Here is an 18,859-nt window from a genome sequence, read left to right on the forward strand (position 1 = left end):
AACCTGAGGGATTTTCAACAATCCCTCAGGTTTATTTTATTGACATATCACTGACAAAGCGGTCGAAAAACCTGTTGCCTCATTGCGACAGCGCGCTGTTCTCGACCCAATCCACCAGCCAATTGGCCCAATCCCGTGGCACCCGATGACCACCAGCAAACAGCACCAATTCGATATCTGCCTCCGGCCCGCAGTCCCAACGGCGCCGTAGCTGATCTCCATCGGTCCAACTGCGGTTTGGCGCATGTGTGCTACACCCGTTGGTATCGCGCCATAACTCCAGCCCGGCAAAGACATCGCCCTGCTGGAAGCGCCGGTTTCCGAGGTAGCGCCCCTCCAGCGGCACCACCTCATCCGCCCATCCATGGGTATGCATCAGCCGTATGGGGCCAGCGCAGCTCTCCGGTTGAGGCCGCCAGAAACTGCCGGATACCGTCGCATAAGCCACAAACTGATCAGGTGACGCGCACGCGAGGTAGCTAACCATAAAGGCACCGGCGGAAAATCCCGATAATACAACAGCATCCCGGTCGATATTAAACTGACCTTCAGCATCTGCCAAAATCGCTTCGAAGAAGGCAGATTCGTCACGGCCACCGAAATCTGGCAAAAACGCCCAGGAGCGCGGGCCGCCGGGATTGCGGGGCAGCGCTGTGGGCGCGATGACCGCATAGCCACGCCCGGTCAGCCCATCGACCATCGCCCGATTGCGCAATGCGGCCTCGCCCGAGCCACCATAGCCGTGCAGAAACATCACTGCCGGGATTGCCTCATCACGTTGCGTGTCAGGCAGGACGATATGGTAATCCCCCTCCTTGATCTGGCAGGCATCGGCCTCTGGCCCACATCCAGCCAACGCCACGGGCGCAAGTGAGATCCCAGATAGCGCCATGCCAAAACCGAGGCACCAGCGACTGGCGCGCGCAATTGCAAACCGCATCAGCCCTGCCCCTTCCAGCGGGCGACGGGCAGATTGCTGCGCAGCCAGCCCGGACCAGCAGCAGAGCCGAGCATCCCCTCCGGCACGTCGATCACGTTGGAATAACCAGCCGCATCCAGCGCCAGCGTCACACGGGCCGAGCGCACGCCGCGCGCACAGATCAGCGCCAGCGCCGCACTGCGATTGCCCCCGGTAACCTGATCAAGCACCGCGAGAAAGTCCTCGCGCCGCATATCAATCTGATAACTGCCAACGGGCACCCCGCTCGCCCGCCATTCGCGGGGGGTGCGGATATCCACCAGGATCAGCTCTTCCGCCTTGGCCTTTGCAAAGGCCTCCTCCACAGTCAGACGCGGCAGATCATGGTCTGGGGGCTGGCGACGCCACCAAACATATCCACCACCACCCACAACCGCGAGCCCGCCAAGGGCCGCCCCGGCGCGCAGGAACCGACGCCGCGAGATCGCCGGATCGCCCGCCCCCGATGCGATTTGTGGATTGCCGTCACCGCCTTCGGACTGAGGATTAGAATTATCTGACCGTTTTGATTGAGAATGCGACATCTGGCCTCTCCCCCCACTGCAGGCGTCGTCCTACATGATCCAAGACCTAGCAGGTTCCTGCATAGTGTTCAGCATGAGACATCCCGCATGGTGATCAAGTTCTTGTCAACCTGACACCAGACCGCACCAAACCGGTGCGGTGCGCAAAAAACTAACCTGATCGCCGCTTTTGCAGGGTTTGCAGGCGCGGTCGGGGCTGGCACAGTTGCGAAAAATTGCTTAGGCACCAAACGATCTGGCCCTGTGCATGGAGGAGAACCGCACGTGTCCCTGTTCCTGATTGCAGCCCTGCCCTTTCTGGGCGCGGTATTCCCCGCGCTATTGATCCGTGCCGGGCGCAATGCCTCGGCGTCGGCGGCAGGCCTGACAACATTGCTCGCGTTTGTCGGACTGATGCTGCACGCCCCGGCGGTGATGCGCGGCGAGGTTATTCAGGCGCAATTCGACTGGCTGCCCGCCCTGGGGCTGAACGCCAACTTCTTCCTTGATGGGTTGGGGTTCCTCTTTGCGGGGTTGATCCTTGGCATTGGTTTGCTGATCATCCTTTATGCGCGGTTCTACCTCTCGCGCGAGGATCCGATGGGCAATTTCTACACCTACCTGCTGCTGTTTCAGGGCGCGATGGTGGGGATTGTCACATCGGATAACATCCTGTTGCTGCTGATTTTCTGGGAACTGACCTCGCTGAGCTCGTTCCTTCTCATCGGCTATTGGAAACACTTGCCCGAGGGGCGCCAGGGCGCGCGTATGGCGCTGACTGTTACCGGCGCGGGTGGTCTGGCCATGATCGGCGGCATGCTGATCCTCGGCAATATCGTTGGCTCCTATGACCTGACCGTGATCCTCGGCGCAAAGGAGGTCATTCAAGCCTCGCCGCTCTATCTGCCGGCCCTGATCCTGATCCTGATAGGCGCTTTCACAAAATCGGCCCAGTTCCCGTTTCATTTCTGGCTACCGCACGCCATGGCCGCACCGACGCCGGTATCGGCCTATCTGCACTCCGCCACGATGGTAAAGGCAGGTCTGTTCCTGATGGCGCGGATGTGGCCTGTGTTGGCCGGTACGCCTGAATGGTTCTATATCGTCGCCACAACCGGGCTAATCACCATGGTACTGGGGGCGATCATTGCCCTATTCAAAGATGATCTGAAGGCGCTGCTGGCGTTTTCCACCGTCAGCCATCTGGGGCTGATCACCATGCTCCTCGGCTTTGGCACCAAGTTTGCGGCGGTGGCTGCGGTGTTCCACATTATCAACCATGCGACGTTCAAGGCGGCGTTGTTTATGACTGCCGGTATTGTCGACCACGAGGCCCACACCCGCGATATCAAGCGTCTTGGCGGCCTGCGGCACCTGATGCCGATCACTTTTGCCATTGCGACGGTTGCAGCCCTGTCGATGGCCGGTATTCCGCCGTTCAACGGCTTCCTGTCCAAGGAAATGATGCTGGAAGAGACCGTTCACACCGCCTGGGCCGGTTCACATTATCTGGTGCCGGGTCTGGCGCTATTGGGCGCCTTGTTCTCCGCCGCCTATTCGTTCCGCTTCATCGCCCATGTCTTCCTCGGTCCAAAACGTGACGACTATCCGGCGACCCCGCATGACCCGGGTGCCGGTATGTGGCTGGCGCCGGCGTTCCTTATTGGTCTTGTGGTCCTGATCGGCCTGTTCTCAGCCAAGATCGTCGGGCCGCTGGTGGCGACTGCTGCCTCTGCGGTGATTGGTGGCGAGAAACTGCCCTATTATTCGCTGAAACTCTGGCACGGGTTTACTCCGGCGCTTTATATGTCGATGGCGGCAGTTGCCGGGGGTGTGGTGCTGTTGATGCTGCACAAACCGCTGATGCGTATGTGGGATGCCGCACCGCGCCCGGAGGCGAAGGTGATTTTTGAGGCGCTGATTGCTGCCCTGACCCGCCTTGCGCGCGGGATCACCGATGGGATGCACAATGGCTCCATGCCGCGCTATGGCGGGATCATGATCACCTTCACGGCGGTACTGTCTTACTATGCGTATCAGTCGGGCACGCTGGCTGCGCCGACCCGGACTCTGCAGGATGTGGGGCTGATCCCGATCCTCGGTTGGGCCAGCCTGCTGATCGCCACTGGTTTCTTGGTCGCGATGCACCGAAATCGCCTGCTTGCGCTGGTGCTAATCGGCGTTGTCGGTCTCGTGGTCTCCATGGGTTTCAACTACATGTCAGCCCCGGATCTCGCCCTGACGCAGATTTCGGTCGAAGTGGTCACCATCATTCTGATGCTGCTGGCGCTGAACTTCATGCCCAAGGAAACCCCGGTCGAAAGCTCCGGCGGCGCCCGTCTGCGCGATATCTCCATCGCCAGCATCGCAGGTCTTGGGGTTGGCGGGTTGATCTACGCACTCATGACCCGTGATTTCATCGGTGAGACGATTTCCGGCTTTCACCTTGAAAACTCCTACAAGGGCGGCGGCGGCACCAATGTGGTCAATGTGATCCTGGTGGATTTCCGGGGTTTTGACACCTTTGGCGAGATCATTGTTCTTGGCATTGCAGCACTGGTGATCTTTGCGCTGACCGAGGCGGTGCTGGGCACCCGCGTGCGGGCCTATCTGCTGAATCGGAAGCCGGATTTGCCGCAAGCTGGTGACTCCCATCCGATGATGATGGTGGTGGCCACGCGGGTGATGATGCCGCTGGCGCTGATGGTGGCGGCCTATATCTTCTTCCGGGGGCACAACCTACCCGGTGGTGGCTTTATCGCCGGGCTGATCGCCGCGATTGCTGTGATCATGCAGTATATGGCGTCGGGTTTTGCCTGGGCAACGGAGCGACAGCGCTATCCCTATCACGGCATCATCGGATCCGGCGTGCTGATCGCCGCCGCGACCGGTATGGGATCCTGGTTCAGTGGCCAACCCTTCCTGACCAGCGCCTTTGGCTACATCCATTGGGCACCGCTGGAAGAGTTCGAATGGGCCACTGCGGCGCTGTTTGATCTGGGCGTGTTCCTGGCTGTTGTCGGCGCGGTTCTGCTGGCGCTGGAGAGCCTGTCCCGCTTTGCCTGGCAGCCCGGTACCGACAGCACCCATGCGATGGATATCAACCCGGCCCGCGATGATGTGGCCAAGACCGAGAACGAGGGCTGACTATGGAAATTCTAGTCGCTTCGGCCGTGGGCGTTCTGACCGCGGCCGGCATCTACCTGATCCTGCGCCGCCGCAGCTTTCCCGTCATTCTTGGGCTGTCACTGGTGTCCTATGCGGTGAACGTTTTTTTGTTTGCCACGGGCCGCCTGATGACCAACGCGCCTGCGATCCTCAATAAATACGAAGAGGTGCCCTATACCGATCCGCTGCCGCAGGCGCTGGTGCTCACCGCGATCGTGATCTCCTTTGGCATGACTGCTGTTGTGGTGATGATTGCGCTGGGGGCCTATCTGTCGTCGCAGGACGACCGGATCAACCTCAGCGATGACGATGCCAAAGCGGGAGATGACGCATGAACCACCTCGTGATTGCGCCGATTGTCCTGCCGGCAATTGTTGCGCCCTTTATTATCATGGTGCTGCGCTTCCATCTGGACCTGCAGAGGATCTTCTCCGTTGCCAGCAGCGTGCTGGTGCTGTGCCTGACGCTGGCGCTGGCCGCGCAGGCGGCTGATGGCACCGTGCAAGTCTATGAGCTGGGCGACTGGCCTGCCCCCTTTGGTATCGTATTGGTGCTGGATCGGTTGTCGGCGATGATGATCGTCCTTACCTCCGTACTGGCGCTGGCGGTTGTGCTCTATGCGATTGGCACCGGCTGGGACTCCCGTGGCGCCAATTTCCACGCGCTGTTCCAGTTCCAGATCATGGGCATTCTCGGCGCCTTCATGACTGGCGATGCCTTCAACCTGTTTGTGTTCTTCGAAGTTCTGCTCATTGCCTCCTATGGGTTGATGATCCACGCAGGCGGCGCCAAGCGGTTTCAGGCCGGGGTGCAATATGTGGTCTATAACCTCCTGGGCTCGACCCTGTTCCTGTTTGCGCTCGGCACGATCTACGCCGTCACCGGCACGCTGAACATGGCCGATCTGGCGGTGCGCGTGGCAGAGATGTCGGGCGAGGAAACCGCCCTGCTGCGCGTCGGTGCGGTCATGCTGCTGCTGGTGTTTGCGATCAAAGCTGCGGTGCTGCCGCTGCATTTCTGGTTGCCGGCCTCCTACAGCCATGCCCCGCTGCCTGTTGCCGCCCTGTTTGCCATCATGACGAAGGTGGGCGCCTATTCCATCCTGCGTGTCTACACCCTGATCTTCGGTCCCGACGTTGCGATCAGCGAAGGGCTGGTCGGTGATTGGTTGCTGCCTGCGGCGCTGTTAACGCTTGCAGTAGGGGCTGTCGGGGTCCTCGGCTCCCGCGAGATCGGACGGCTGGTTGCCTTTGGCGCGATCACATCGATGGGGACTCTGCTGATTTCCATTGCCCTGTTCACGCCAGCCGCCACTGGCGCGGCGCTCTACTACATCGTCCATTCGACGCTGGCGACAGCACTGATGTTCCTGATTGCCGATCAGGTGATGGAACGTCAGGGCGGTGCAGTTGCGGCAATGCGGCTGATGCCGCAGAGTGGCCTTCTGTCGATAATGTTCTTTGTCGCAGCAATTGCGCTGGCAGGGATGCCGCCGCTCTCCGGCTTCATCGGCAAACTGCTGGTGATGGACGCCGCACGCGATCATGATCTGGTCTGGTGGATCTGGGCAGTGATCCTGGTCGGCTCACTGGTGACGATCATCGGCCTCGCCCGTGCTGGCACGCTGATTTTCTGGAAAAGCCATGGTTTGCCGGACAATGACAGCGACGCAGATACAGAGGCTGACAGTGACGACCTGCTTGACGGCTCGGCAACCGCCGCCCCTGCGGCAACACCGGTTCTGCCGCTCGTGGTATGCTTTGGCCTGATGACGGCGCTCGTACTGCTCACCATCTTTGCCGGGCCAATGACGCGTTATGCTGATGCGACGGCGGCCCAGCTGTTCACGCCAACCGCCTATATCGAAACCGTCCTCGGGGGGGGCTCAAAATGAAGCTGATGCGCCGCATACTGCCGCACCCGATCCTGACGCTGGTGCTGACTGTTACCTGGCTGCTGCTGGTCAACGGCTGGTCACTGAACTCCTTGGTCTTTGGCTTCATGCTGGGGGTTTTGATCCCCTTTCTGACCCAGCCCTACTGGCCACAACAGCTGAAGATGAAAGGCCCGATGAAGATCATCGGCTATGTGCTGATCGTGCTTTACGATATTGTGGTTGCCAATCTGGTGGTCGCCAAGATCGTGCTGTTCAAACCCAATTCCCGCCGTCAACCCAATTGGGTGACTGTACCGCTGGAACTGCGCACACCTGAGGCAATCACGGTATTGGCCGCAACAATCACCATGACGCCGGGCACCGTGTCGGCGGACCTCTCTGCAGAGGGCCATGCGCTGCTGGTGCATTGCCTTGATGCGCCCGATCCGGAGGCCGTGCGGGACGACATCAAGGACCGCTACGAACGGCGCCTGAAGGAGATTTTCGAATGATCGAAACTGCTGCAATTTTTGCGTTCGTCTGCTTTGCGCTATCACTGCTGATGAACCTCTGGAAGGTGGTCTCGGCCGAGGATGTTGCCGACCGGATCCTTGCTCTGGACACCATGTTCATCAACGCCATCGCGCTGATGGTGCTCTATGGGCTGGCGCTTGGGACCGAGATTTTCTTCGAGGCGGCGATGATCATCGCCATGTTGGGATTTGTCTCCACTGTAGCCTACGCGCGGTTCATGCTGCGCGGCAATATTATTGAGTGAGGAGAGACCATGGAATTGTTCTTTGACATCGTCATTGCCGGGTTTCTCGTGATCGGCGGTGTTTTCGGTATCGTCGGCTCTTTTGGCCTGCTGAAGCTCAATGATCGCATGTCGCGGCTGCATGCGCCAACGAAGGCGACGACGCTGGGCGTCGGCGGTGTGCTGTTGGCCTCAATGACCCATGCAGCGGTCCATGAGCACCACCTGTCGGTGCATGAATTGATGATCACGCTGTTTTTGTTCCTGACCGCCCCGATCACGGCAAATTTCATTGCCAAGGTGCATATCCACCGGCATGACACCCCAGACAGCCTGCCCGACGCCGGCGAGGACAAGATCTGGGCAACCCATAAGAAACCCGAGAACGAGGTGATCGGGCCTGAGGTCTGACCAAACATCCCCCGCCCCTGGCGGCGGGGGTATTTCATCCGGGATGCAGCTAGTCCGGGTGACCCTGTGCAGCCCGGTGGACGACAATTATGTATGCAGCCCCCCTCCCCCTGACCAAAGACGTGGTGTTAATCGGCGGCGGGCACACACACGCGCTGGTGCTGCGCAAATGGGGGATGCGCCCGCTGGCCGGGGCGCGCTTGACCGTTATCAACCCCGGACCCACCGCGCCCTACTCCGGGATGCTGCCGGGCTTCGTCGCGGGACACTACGATCGCGACGCGTTGGACATTGATCTGGTGAAACTGGCGCGGTTCGCCGGGGCGCGGCTTATTCTCGGGGCTGCCGAACATATCGATACAGACGCCCGGCAGGTGCATGTCGCAGGCCGCCCGCCTATTGCCTATGATATAGCCGCGATCAATCTGGGTATCACCTCCGCGATGCCGGACATGGCCGGGTTTGAGAACCACGCCATCCCAGCCAAACCACTGGGCCGCTTCGCCGCCTCTTGGGCGCAGTTCTGCGATGGTGAGGGCCCAGCCCATGTTGCGGTGATCGGCGGTGGCGTGGCCGGAGTCGAATTGATCCTCGCAATGGCCTACGCCCTGCGCGCCCGCAGGCGACTGGCGCGGGCCACGCTGATTGACCGTGGCACCATCCTCAAGGACGCAGGCAACAAAGCCCAGGCCCAGCTGCGCAAGGCCCTGCATGATTTGGGTGTGACTGTGGTTGAGCAAGCCACAATCACCCAAGTAGAAGCCGCCCATGTGGTGCTTGATGATGGGCGGGCCATCCGCTCCGATTTCACCACCGGCGCGGCGGGCGCGCGCCCGTATCCCTGGCTTGCCGATAGCGGCCTGGACCTGCATCATGGTTTTATCCGCGTCGACAGCACCCTACAGGCCAGTCAGATCGGCGTTTTCGCCAGCGGCGACTGTGCCCATTTCAGCAATGATCCACGCCCCAAGGCCGGTGTCTACGCAGTCCGTCAGGCACCCGTGCTCTATCAGAATCTGCGCGCCAGCCTGACCAAGGATCCGCTGCGCCGGTATCACCCGCAAAAGGACTATCTGAAACTGATTTCCATGGGGGACAAGACCGCCGTTGGTGAACGGTTCGGCCAGACCCTGTCCGGGCGCTGGATATGGCGTTGGAAAGATCACATTGATCGGACCTTCATGACACAATTCCGCGACCTTCCGCAGATGGAAACCCCGGCTTTGCCCCCGGAACACACGCATGATCTGCCCGAGGCGCTTGGTGAAAAACCGATGTGTGGCGGCTGCGGCGCAAAGGTTGGTGCCCGCGCGCTGAAGACCACGCTAAGCGCTCAGCCAGAGGTGCGGCGCGCGGATATCGCGCCCCTGCCCGGTGATGATGCAGCACTTTTGATGACCGGCGGGCAACGACAGGTCCTCAGCACCGATCACCTGCGCGCCTTTACCGCTGATCCGGTTGTGATGGCCCGGATCGCTGCGGTGCATGCGCTGGGTGATATCTGGGCAATGGGCGCCGCGCCGCAAGCTGCCACTGCCAATCTGATCCTACCGAAACTGTCACCGGCGCTTCAGGTCCGGACACTCCGCGAAATCATGACCGCCGCCGGTGAGATCATCCGCGACGTCGGTGCCGATATCGTTGGCGGTCACACCTCTGTCGGGGATGAGCTGACCATCGGCTTCAGTGTCACCGGGCTCTGTGACGGGCAGCCCATCACCCTAGCCGGAGCCCAGCCCGGAGATGCGCTGATCCTGACCAAACCGCTGGGCACTGGTGTGATCATGGCCGCCGAAATGACGGGAGCTGCTGGTGGGGCATTCGTCGCAGCCGCCTTGACCTCCATGAGCCAGCCGCAAGGTCAGGCCGCTGAGCTGCTGCGTGGCGCACATGCGATGACCGATGTGACCGGCTTCGGGCTGCTGGGGCATCTACTCGGGATATGTGAGGCATCGAAGCTTGGCGCTGAGCTTCGTCTTGATGCGATCCCCTATCTGCCTGGCGCCGCTGCCCTATCAGCACAGCGGGTACGGTCTTCTTTGTTTGCAGAAAACGCCGCCCAGCTGCCGGAGATTTCCACCGGCGGCGTACAAGATCTGTTGTTTGATCCGCAAACTGCGGGCGGCCTGCTGGCTGCGCTGCCCATGAGTCAGGCGGAAGCCCTGTTGCCGCAGCTGCGTGCCCATGCCCCGAATGCTGCCATCATCGGCCAAATGTCAGGCACGGCAGACGCGATCACACTCGTCTGAGACCGGTGTTGTGGCGTTGAATATCCCGCACCCGAGGCTACCCGGACGACATCCGATCAAGTTCGCCAAGCAGATCTGCGGCCAGCCGGTCCAGATCAGCCTCCCCAAGATCCCCGGCCCGAAGTGTCGCGACAACATCCGCGCCGATGGTCCGGCGCGCGGTCTCATAGGCCGGATCGTAGTGCTGCACCATCAACGCCTCCGTCAGCGCTGGTTTGTCGCCTGCATCAATCAACTGCAACCAGCCATCGACAACCGCGTTGGAGCGATGCGCCCGCAGCCCATCCAGCCGGGTACGCAACATGTCACCATTGGACAGGATATCGTCGTACCCCGCCAACAGGTACCGACAGCGCGCTGCAATGGATGCCTCAACCGCAATCCGCGGGGCGCGCTTCATTCCAGACCACAGCCGTGGCGGAATGATCCGCGCACCAATCTTGCTTGATTCCGCCTCCACCAACACAGGCTGATCCGGTGTCATCCGCGCCAGCTGACCAGCTATTTCGGACTCGAACGCCTTCTGGCTCGGCTGCGGCGTCGGGTGATCACCCAGCAGCGAGCCACGATGATGCGCCAGCCCTTCCAGATCCAGAACCTGACCGCCAAGAGATTGGACCCGTTTCAGAATTTCGGTTTTGGCGGTGCCGGTATAACCATCCAGCGCCACAAAACGATGCGGCAGTTCCGTATTATATAGATAGTCATTCACCAGACGGCGGTAGCTCTGATAACCGCCCTCAACCACATCGGCACGCCAACCGATCTGTTGCAGTAACCAGGTAAAGCTGCCCGAGCGCTGACCACCCCGCCAGCAATAGACCAGTGGCCGCCAGGAACCGGGATGATGGCTTAGCCGTTGCTCAACATGATCAGCGGCATTGCGAAACACCTTGGCCGCCCCCACTTTGCGCGCCAGAAACGGGCTTTCCTGAACGTAGATCGTGCCGACTTCCGCGCGTTCCTCATTGTCCAGAACCGGCAGATTGATGGCACCGGGCCAGTGATCTTCGGCGAATTCGGCGGGACTCCGCACGTCAATGACACAATCGTAGTCCTGATCGAGGATATCGGATAGCGATGTAAAACGAATGGTCATATCCGATGATCTACAGCGCCACGGACGCAAGGAAAAGTCGCATTCCCTTCGCCCTGTAAACATTTTATTATGGCTCAAAGATTCGTTTGAAATTCTATCCATTGTTTCACCGCACCCGGCCCTGTCGGATGTGCAGGGGATTCTTTTGTCCAACGGGAGGTAGGACATGTCAGAGCCACCGGTAGATACCTTGCAGTTCCCGGCCCATCTGATCCGGCGATTGCACCAAATTTCTGTAGCGCTGTTTGCGGACCACATGGCGCGCAATGATATTGACCTGACACCGGTTCAGTTTGCCGCCATCGAAGCCGTGGCCCATGAACCGGGTGTCGATCAGGCGACGATTGCCGCCCGAATAGCCTATGACAGGGCGACGCTTGGCAAGGTGATCGACCGGCTGGAGGCCAAGGCGCTGATCCGGCGCGACATCTCCACGACGGACCGACGTGCGCGGGTGGTGACGCTGACCGACAGCGGGCAATCTCTGCTGCGTCGCGCCCTACCGATTGTTGCGGAATTGCAGGCCGATATACTGACCGGCCTCAGCCCTACCGAGCAGGTGCAGATGACCACGCTGTTGACGAAGGCAACACAGGTCGGCGACCGTTTGCGCCGCGCGCCGCACCGCGCCCCGACAGCCCCTCTGAAAGACGACTGACCGAACCCGGTGATCGCCCAAGGTGCCGGACAATCTCTGCAAATTGCAAAGGACCGGACGGCCCCTGCCAGCAAGCGTCCACAGGTGGGACGTTATTTTCCATAGGCCTTACGTGCAAGATCCAGGCGGGCCTCAAGCATCGACATCTCCTTCATGATGTCCTGACGCCTTGTACGGTCGCCCGTGTCGATCAGCTGCTGTCGCAGATCGGCCAGCGTCCGGGACAAGCTGACAAATTCCGGCACACCGCCACTCTCCTGAACCAAGCGGTTAACCAACGCGTTCTCCGGGTCGTCGACATGTGGCAGCGGCTTGCCTGCTCCTGACAAATTGTCAAAAGCGCCATCGGCCTCCGCCTTCTCGATGCGGGCGTTGATAAGGTCAATCAGTGGGTGGTCCATAACCGTCTTATGCCCCAGCCACGGCAAAAAACAAAGACCGCGCCAGGTATATGGCGCGGTCCAGTCCGTTATTCAAAAAGCAGCGCTACAGCTGCCGCCACTCACTTCTGGCTGATGCGGCCGTCGGTGTAGGGTTTATAGGGCGAGTTCTCGATCAGATATTCCGCCATCACGTCGGCCAGATCCGGGCCGAAGTCATAGGCGTTCTTATCGTCACCCGCGAAGACCTTGTAACCGTCGCCGCCGTTGCGGACGTAGTTGTTGGTGACAACCACATAGGTCTTGGCCGGATCAATCGGTGCGAAACTGTCACCTTCCCCGACCATGACATCCTGAATGCGACCCTCATTAGGGGCAATTGTGGGATCCCAGGTGAACTTCAGCCCGGCAACCTGCGGGAAGCGACCCTTGATTTCTTCAACCTGGCTTACCCCGTTCTCCAGCGCCGCAATCACTTGCTCACCGGTGATTTCAAAGGTCGAAAGCGTGTTCTGGAACGGCAGCACCGTCAGGACCTCGCCCATCGTGACCTCACCGGGTTCCAGGCTGGCGCGGATACCGCCAGAGTTGGCAATCGCAATGCTGACGCCCTGATCCTTCACGCGGTCCAGCATGGCATCGGCCACCAGATTGCCCATCTGGCATTCCTGAACGCGGCAATTGTTGCGGTCACCGTCAACGGCTTCCGCACTCTCTGCAACGACCTTGTTGCGGATCTCATCCAGCGGTTTGGCCAGCTCAGCGATACGGGCAACGGTGCCTTCGTCCTCAGTAACAGTGCCATCCATGATCAGCGGCTCACCCACCGCTTCAACTACATTCCCGGCATCGTCAAAGGTCACGCTCAGCTCGCCCAGGAACTTGCCATAGGCGTAAGCCTGTACGATGGCCACATCATTGACCATGGTTGGATAGGGGCCTGCTGCCTTGTCCGAGGTGTTTGAAAGATAGGTGTTGCTGTGACCACCTACAATTACATCCACCCCAGTGGTGCCGGCCGCTACCCGCTGGTCCACGGCATATCCCGAATGGCTCAGCACGATAATCTTGTTCACGCCCTCTGCGGTCAGCCTGTCGACCTCGCCCTGAACGGCATCAACCGGATTGGTGAAGGTGATATTCTTGCCCGGGCTGGCCAGGTCAGGTGTATCTTCTGGTGTGAGACCAATGAGGCCAATTTTCTCACCACCGCGTTCGATCACGGTGGATTTCTTCAGCACGTCTGCCAGCGTAGGCTCGCCGCTGACATCCGCATTGGACATCAAAACAGGAAACTGAACAGAATCCATGAAGCCACGCAGCACCTCGGGGCCATCATCGAACTCGTGGTTGCCGACAGTCATGCCGTCATAGCCCAGCTTGTTCATCATCTCGGCGGCAACTTTGCCCTTATAGTAGGTATAGTAGAGCGATCCCTGAAACTGGTCGCCCCCATCCACAAGAATGCTGTTGTTGTTGCGCGCGCGCGCGTCCGCAAGCGCAGTCACCATACGTGCAGATCCGCCAAAGCACTTACCCTCAGCATTGTCGCCCTCGCGACAACCGCTGTCATATTTGCTGATCGGCTCAAACCGAGAGTGGAAGTCATTGGTGTGCAAAATGGTCAGCTTGTAGTCAGCTGCCGCCACGCCCGCCGTCAGGCCAAGCGCCGCCACCGACGTCAGAAAACGCATCATCATGGAAACATACTCCCTTATTTTTCTATTGACCGAATGGTGCGGGGAAATGCCGGGACAGTCAAAGGGGAAAAATTCGCCACCGTGCTGCCTTTGCGTCAAGCGGGGTAATATTCAGCCTTGATTCACCCAGACGCGCAGGGCATCACCGCGCCATGCTGATCTATAAAATCTTCCGCACCGACGAATGGACCACCCTGCAGACAGAGGGCGAGACCCTCGGCGCCCCGATCGATCTCAACGATGGCTACATTCATTTCTCCACCGCCAGCCAATCACAGGAAACCGCGGCCAAACATTTCGCCGGAGCTGACGGCCTGTGGCTGATCGCAGTCGAGGCTGACCGTCTTGGCTCTGACCTGCGCTGGGAAATCTCGCGCGGCGGGGACGAATTCCCGCATCTCTATCGCAAAATGACCATGGAGGATGTGCTCTGGGCCAAGCCACTGCCGCTGGTTGATGGCACGCATCAATTCCCGGAGGACATGGCGTGAGCCTGACCGAACGTCTCGCCCTTGCGGCGCTGCACCGCTGTGATCCCGAAGCCGCCCATGGTCTGTCGATCAAGGCGCTGAAAATGGGTCTGACGCCGACGCCCGGCCCTGTCACCTCTCCCCGGCTTGCCACGCGGATCGCGGGCCTTGATCTGCCCAACCCGGTTGGATTGGCTGCAGGCTTTGACAAAAACGCCGAGGCGCTGCGCCCGCTCAGTCAGGCCGGTTTCGGGTTCATTGAAGTGGGCGCTGCCACCCCCCGGCCCCAGCCCGGCAACCCCAAGCCCCGCCTGTTCCGCCTGACCGAAGATCAGGCCGCAATCAACCGGTTCGGCTTCAATAATGAGGGGATGGCAGTGATCGGCCAGCGCCTCGCAGTCCGTCCGCAGGACGCGGTGATCGGCCTCAACCTTGGCGCAAACAAAGACAGCGGCGACCGGGCAGCAGATTTTGCCAAGGTGCTCGCCCATTGTGGTGAGCATCTGGATTTCGCCACGGTGAATGTCTCCTCTCCCAACACCGAAAAACTGCGTGACCTTCAGGGAAAGGCTGCGCTCTCGGCCCTGCTCAATGGTGTGATCGACACCCGCGACGGGCTGGATCGGCGGGTGCCTGTGTTCCTGAAAATTGCGCCGGATCTTGATCGCGCCGGTATCGAAGATATCGCCGAGGTCGCTGTCGAAACCGGCATCGACGCGGTGATTGCAACCAACACCACGCTTGAGCGGACAGGGCTCAACAGCACCCATCGCGACGAAGCGGGCGGACTGTCTGGTGCGCCACTGTTTGAGAAATCCACCCGTGTTCTGGCGCAGCTGTCCGAGTTGCTGAACGGTCGCGTGCCGCTGGTTGGCGTCGGCGGCATCTCCAACGCAGAGCAGGCCTATGCCAAGATCTGCGCCGGAGCCTCTGCGGTGCAATTCTATACGGCTATGGTCTATGGCGGTTTGTCACTGGTCGGCTATATCGCACGCGGTTTGGACGATCTGCTGGCGCGTGACGGCCATGCTAATGTCGCAGATGCTGTCGCCAGCAAGAGAGGAGACTGGTTATGATCACCTATTGGCACAATCCCCGCTGTTCCAAATCCCGCGCAGGCCTTGCGCTGCTTGAGGCACACGGCGCTGAGGTGCAGACGCGGGCTTATCTGAACGACACCCCCTCCATTGCTGAACTGAAAGAGGTGTTGGCTGCGCTCAACATCTCAGCGGTGGATATGATGCGCACGGAAGAGACACTCTTCAAGGAGTTGGGCCTGACCAACGACAGCGCCGAGCCGGATCTTTTGTCAGCTATGTCTGCGCATCCGATCCTGATCGAACGTCCCATTGCCATCGCGGATGGCAAAGCCGTGATCGGCCGTCCGACAGAGGCCCTCAAGACCTTGCTGTAAAACCTAGCTAAGAGCACAAGTTGCGCTCTTAGCTGCCAACCTGCGCCTCCAATCGTGGATAGCGCAGACCAAGTGTTACCCCACGTGCCACATTCAGGACCATCAACGACGCCCAGAGCCCATGATTGCCGAGGCTCGGCACCAAAACCACCAGCGCAACCACATAGATCGCCACCGATTGCAGCATCGCGATTCGCATATCGCGGGTCCAGGTAGCGCCAATGTAAATTCCGTCAAACATATAACTGGCGACACTGATCAACGGCAGCACAGCCGCCCAGATCAGATAGTCCCGCCCCGCCGCGCGCACGGCCTCAGATGTAGACATCACGTCAATCAGCCACCCACCGCCAAGCCAGAAGAGCAGGCCCAGTACAATTGCGCCGCCGACGCCCCATTGGCTGGCCACAACCGCTGCACGCCGCAGCTGCATCCGCGCCTTGGCCCCTACCGCGCTGCCGACCAGCGCTTCTGCGGAAAAGGCAAACCCATCCAGCGCAAAGGCTGTGATTTCAACAAACTGCAGCAACACCTGATTGGCCGCCAGCGTGACATCACCAAGATCGGCGCCGATGAACAGAAAGGTTGTGAAGGATCCGGTCAGCAGCACCGAGCGGATCATGATGTCGCCATTCACCTGCATCATACGCTTGAGCCGAACCGGATCAAAGACCCGCGCCCAGTTGCGCCACTGACGCCCCGCAAAGGCATCGCGACACAGCCAAAGTCCCAGTGCAAGACCGCTCCATTCCGCGATCAGAGTAGCAACTGCCACCCCCTCAACGCCCCAGCCAAGCCACAGCACAAACCAAAGGTCCAACAGGATATTGAGGCCATTCATCCAGATCTGGAGCACAAAGACCCCGCGCGTCCGCTCCACCGCGATTAACCAGCCGGTCACTGCATAAAGCGCAATGGTCGCGGGCGCCCCCCAGATGCGGATCTCCAGATAGGCGCGGGCGAGCCCCTCAACCTCGGCGCTGGCGGGCGCAAGCGCAAACGCCCCCCAGAACACGGCCGCCTGTCCAGCGATAAACACGGCTCCAGCAGCAAACGCCAGCAGGACACCTCGGGTCAACAACGCACCGGTTTCAGCCCAATCCCCGGCTCCGCGCGCCTGCGCAGCCAGCCCAGTGGTGCCCATCCGCAGAAATCCGAAGATCCAGTAGATTGTGGCCAGAATAACCGCCCCAATCCCAACCGCTCCAATCGGCGCAGCCAATCCCATCTGACCAACAACGCCGGTATCCACCGCGCCCAGGATCGGCACGGTGGCATTCGACAGCACGATCGGCAGCGCGATTTTCAACACGCGCTTATGGCTAATCGGCTCGCTCCCTGCGGCGCTGGTGCTTGTCATATTCGTCTAAGCCTTGTCGCCCGGCGCAGCATCCGCCACAAATTCCGGCGAGGCCGAGGAGTGCGTGGCCGCCTCCTGCGGCATTAGAAAGTGGCCCGTTGCCTGAGCAAAAAGCTTGTCTCTGTGATCCTGCCAAGCCGCCACATGGACCGAGGCATAGCGTCGACCTGACCGCGACACCGTGGCCCGTGCATAGGCATCCCTCGGCAGGCCTGACCGCAGGTAGTCCACCGTGAAATCAATGGTCTTGGGCTGGCGTGGCAGCTTGCCAGAGGCCAGTTCCTCGACATCAAGACTGCCGCTTTCGATGCGTTCCCAGAGGTTCGCCCAGGTGAGTGTCATGACCGCCGTCATCTCCAGAAACGCGGCCGTCACACCACCATGAATGGCCGGGAGAAATGGGTTACCGATCAGTTTGTGGTCAAAATTCAACTGGGCCGTCAACTCATCTCCGCGACGGTCAAACGTGATGTTGAGAAAGCGCGCATAGGGCACGGAAGCCACAAGGGCTGCGAGAGCTGCATCGCGCCGTTGTTTCACCACTTGGACGGGTTCGGGACGGGGACGGCTCAAAACTTGCTCTCCACGGTAAAGGCGCCAACAGCGGTCGCGACCGGGTTAGCCTCATCTTCATCCATGGCGGTGGCGCGCACAAAGGCGACATTGCGGGTCATGTGATGGCACATGGCACGGGTCAGGATCCGCTGTCCGGGAGTTGCCGCGCGCATGTAATCAATGCGCAGATCAATGGTTGCAGTCCCCCCCGGCCCCGAAGGATGGCACATCACCGCAGCCCCGCAACAGGTATCCATCAGGGCCGACACAGCCCCACCATGGATAACCCCAGTTTCCGGATCACCAATCAGCTTCTCGTCATAGGGCATGACAATCTCGGCGGAGCCCTCTCCCAGTTCCGTCAACCTCATCCCCAGCTCCTGCGCGTGAGGAATGGCTTCGATGAACTGTCGCGCCAATAAAGTCTTGTCGACCATGAGGCCCCCCGTTGTTTTGATTTCCTCTTTATCAGCCATACCTTGGCCGAAGAGCAACCCCAGCGGTTGAACCCCCTGTCGGTTGCGCTTAGTTTGCGGGTAAGGGAGAATTGGGAATGACCGAACAAAAATTGTCATTCAAGGAGATGTGCAGCGAATTCGACGTGACCCCGCGCACGCTTCGCTACTACGAGTACATCGAATTGTTGCAACCCGACCGCGAAGGTCGGTCCCGCTTTTACGGTGCCCGTGAGCGGGCCCGGATGAAGCTGATCATGCGCGGACGTAAGTTCGGCTTTCAGCTGGAAGAGATCCGCCAGTGGCTGCTGATCTATGAAAATGAGGGCGATGAGGCGCAAAACCGCGCCTTTGTCGAAATGGCCGACCGTCAGATGAGCGAGCTGCGCAAGCAGCGCGAGCAGCTGGACGAGGCCCTGCAAGAGCTTCACGATCTGCGCGCCACGACGCTGAGCCTGCTATCACAGGACGCCTGACCACTGCCCCTGTCGGGGAACCTATCATCGAATCTCTACTCGAAACGCCCTACCGGATTGGTGGGGCGTTTGTCCATTTTACCCAAATCACCTCCTGTATTGCGATCGCAGCGCGGCGGTTTCAGTCAAATTAATCGAACATATTATACACAAAATCCACGCTAATAATGCCCGTAAAATTTCAAAATACCCCTATTTCCCTGGGCAACCCATTGCCGCACAATCAAGATAACGCTGCGTCATCTTACCGGATCCCACGTCACTCAGAAAAGTGACGCAGCGTCCAACTTACGTCAACGTCAAGTTCCTGTTGTAAACGCAGGGCAAGCTGCTCACCTTAAGGCTCACA

Annotated in this window: 20 protein-coding genes; 12 read left to right on the forward strand and 8 right to left on the reverse strand. The window is 59.9% G+C overall.

What is annotated here, in order from left to right:
* Window positions 1-79: 79 nt before the first annotated feature.
* A complete protein-coding gene (locus tag INHI_RS0109700) occupies window positions 80-940 on the reverse strand; it encodes a CE1 family esterase (protein WP_014879736.1) in 861 nt (286 codons plus the stop codon).
* On the reverse strand, window positions 940-1,503 hold the full coding sequence (locus INHI_RS0109705) for a rhodanese-like domain-containing protein (RefSeq protein WP_036767002.1): 564 nt from the start codon (window positions 1,501-1,503) through the stop codon (window positions 940-942). The genes INHI_RS0109700 and INHI_RS0109705 overlap by 1 nt, the downstream gene beginning before the upstream one ends.
* Before the next feature lie 264 nt (window positions 1,504-1,767).
* Here INHI_RS0109705 and INHI_RS0109710 point away from each other — a divergent pair, with 264 nt between their 5' ends.
* The 7 genes from INHI_RS0109710 to selD all read left to right on the forward strand — a co-directional run bounded on the left by INHI_RS0109710 (window position 1,768) and on the right by selD (window position 9,943).
* Window positions 1,768-4,629 (forward strand): monovalent cation/H+ antiporter subunit A, encoded by a 2,862-nt coding sequence (locus INHI_RS0109710; protein ID WP_027247525.1) that lies wholly within the window; start codon window positions 1,768-1,770, stop codon window positions 4,627-4,629.
* A 2-nt stretch (window positions 4,630-4,631) separates the two neighbouring features.
* A complete protein-coding gene (locus INHI_RS0109715; protein ID WP_014874352.1) occupies window positions 4,632-4,985 on the forward strand; it encodes a Na+/H+ antiporter subunit C in 354 nt (117 codons plus the stop codon).
* Window positions 4,982-6,544, forward strand: a complete 1,563-nt coding sequence (locus INHI_RS0109720) for a monovalent cation/H+ antiporter subunit D (RefSeq protein WP_027247526.1) — start codon at window positions 4,982-4,984, stop codon at window positions 6,542-6,544. The genes INHI_RS0109715 and INHI_RS0109720 overlap by 4 nt, the downstream gene beginning before the upstream one ends.
* Window positions 6,541-7,038, forward strand: coding sequence for a Na+/H+ antiporter subunit E (locus INHI_RS0109725; protein ID WP_014874350.1), 498 nt, complete (start codon window positions 6,541-6,543; stop codon window positions 7,036-7,038). Before INHI_RS0109720 ends, INHI_RS0109725 begins: the two co-directional genes overlap by 4 nt.
* Window positions 7,035-7,304, forward strand: coding sequence for a K+/H+ antiporter subunit F (locus INHI_RS0109730; protein ID WP_027247527.1), 270 nt, complete (start codon window positions 7,035-7,037; stop codon window positions 7,302-7,304). Before INHI_RS0109725 ends, INHI_RS0109730 begins: the two co-directional genes overlap by 4 nt.
* A gap of 9 nt (window positions 7,305-7,313) precedes the next feature.
* Window positions 7,314-7,694 carry a Na+/H+ antiporter subunit G gene (locus INHI_RS0109735; RefSeq protein WP_027247528.1) on the forward strand — a complete coding sequence of 127 codons (381 nt, stop codon included), beginning with the start codon at window positions 7,314-7,316 and terminating at the stop codon, window positions 7,692-7,694.
* Between the two features lie 89 nt (window positions 7,695-7,783).
* Window positions 7,784-9,943: a selenide, water dikinase SelD gene (gene selD, locus INHI_RS0109740; RefSeq protein WP_027247529.1), complete on the forward strand. Its 2,160-nt coding sequence runs from the start codon at window positions 7,784-7,786 to the stop codon at window positions 9,941-9,943.
* A 37-nt stretch (window positions 9,944-9,980) separates the two neighbouring features.
* Here the strand turns inward: selD and mnmH are convergent, their stop codons facing one another.
* Entirely contained in the window at window positions 9,981-11,042 is a 1,062-nt protein-coding gene (gene mnmH, locus INHI_RS0109745; protein ID WP_027247530.1) for a tRNA 2-selenouridine(34) synthase MnmH, read from the reverse strand.
* 166 nt (window positions 11,043-11,208) lie between these two features.
* Here mnmH and INHI_RS0109750 point away from each other — a divergent pair, with 166 nt between their 5' ends.
* Window positions 11,209-11,700 (forward strand): MarR family winged helix-turn-helix transcriptional regulator, encoded by a 492-nt coding sequence (locus INHI_RS0109750; RefSeq protein WP_014879729.1) that lies wholly within the window; start codon window positions 11,209-11,211, stop codon window positions 11,698-11,700.
* A gap of 92 nt (window positions 11,701-11,792) precedes the next feature.
* Here the strand turns inward: INHI_RS0109750 and INHI_RS0109755 are convergent, their stop codons facing one another.
* Together INHI_RS0109755 and INHI_RS0109760 are read right to left on the reverse strand one after the other, a co-directional pair.
* On the reverse strand, window positions 11,793-12,101 hold the full coding sequence (locus INHI_RS0109755) for a DnaJ family domain-containing protein (protein WP_027247531.1): 309 nt from the start codon (window positions 12,099-12,101) through the stop codon (window positions 11,793-11,795).
* Between the two features lie 101 nt (window positions 12,102-12,202).
* The gene (locus INHI_RS0109760; protein ID WP_027247532.1) at window positions 12,203-13,780 is read right to left on the reverse strand and encodes a bifunctional metallophosphatase/5'-nucleotidase; all 1,578 of its coding nucleotides are present in this window, start codon (window positions 13,778-13,780) and stop codon (window positions 12,203-12,205) included.
* Window positions 13,781-13,932: 152 nt separating this feature from the next.
* Between INHI_RS0109760 and INHI_RS0109765 the strand changes: the two genes are divergently transcribed.
* From INHI_RS0109765 to arsC, 3 genes are read left to right on the forward strand one after another with little or no spacing between them, the layout of a single operon-like run.
* Window positions 13,933-14,271 (forward strand): DUF952 domain-containing protein, encoded by a 339-nt coding sequence (locus INHI_RS0109765; RefSeq protein ID WP_014874343.1) that lies wholly within the window; start codon window positions 13,933-13,935, stop codon window positions 14,269-14,271.
* Window positions 14,268-15,326, forward strand: coding sequence for a quinone-dependent dihydroorotate dehydrogenase (locus INHI_RS0109770; RefSeq protein WP_027247533.1), 1,059 nt, complete (start codon window positions 14,268-14,270; stop codon window positions 15,324-15,326). Before INHI_RS0109765 ends, INHI_RS0109770 begins: the two co-directional genes overlap by 4 nt.
* The gene (arsC, locus tag INHI_RS0109775; protein WP_014879725.1) at window positions 15,323-15,664 is read left to right on the forward strand and encodes an arsenate reductase (glutaredoxin); all 342 of its coding nucleotides are present in this window, start codon (window positions 15,323-15,325) and stop codon (window positions 15,662-15,664) included. The genes INHI_RS0109770 and arsC overlap by 4 nt, the downstream gene beginning before the upstream one ends.
* 28 nt (window positions 15,665-15,692) lie before the next feature.
* Here arsC and INHI_RS0109780 read toward each other — a convergent pair whose 3' ends face one another.
* Genes INHI_RS0109780 through INHI_RS0109790 form a run of 3 tightly spaced genes read right to left on the reverse strand, consistent with a single transcriptional unit; the run spans window position 15,693 to window position 18,016 of the window.
* Complete coding sequence (locus tag INHI_RS0109780) at window positions 15,693-17,024, reverse strand: MATE family efflux transporter (RefSeq protein WP_027247534.1); 1,332 nt, start codon at window positions 17,022-17,024, stop codon at window positions 15,693-15,695.
* Window positions 17,025-17,030: 6 nt separating this feature from the next.
* Window positions 17,031-17,597, reverse strand: a complete 567-nt coding sequence (locus tag INHI_RS0109785) for a PaaI family thioesterase (RefSeq protein ID WP_027247535.1) — start codon at window positions 17,595-17,597, stop codon at window positions 17,031-17,033.
* Entirely contained in the window at window positions 17,594-18,016 is a 423-nt protein-coding gene (locus INHI_RS0109790; RefSeq protein WP_027247536.1) for a PaaI family thioesterase, read from the reverse strand. The genes INHI_RS0109785 and INHI_RS0109790 overlap by 4 nt, the downstream gene beginning before the upstream one ends.
* Window positions 18,017-18,132: 116 nt before the next feature.
* On the opposite strand from INHI_RS0109790, the gene INHI_RS0109795 reads away from it, so the two are divergent.
* A complete protein-coding gene (locus INHI_RS0109795; protein ID WP_014874337.1) occupies window positions 18,133-18,510 on the forward strand; it encodes a MerR family transcriptional regulator in 378 nt (125 codons plus the stop codon).
* Window positions 18,511-18,859: the final 349 nt, after the last annotated feature.

Origin of the sequence: Phaeobacter inhibens DSM 16374 (assembly GCF_000473105.1) — a bacterium.
GTDB lineage: Bacteria > Pseudomonadota > Alphaproteobacteria > Rhodobacterales > Rhodobacteraceae > Phaeobacter > Phaeobacter inhibens.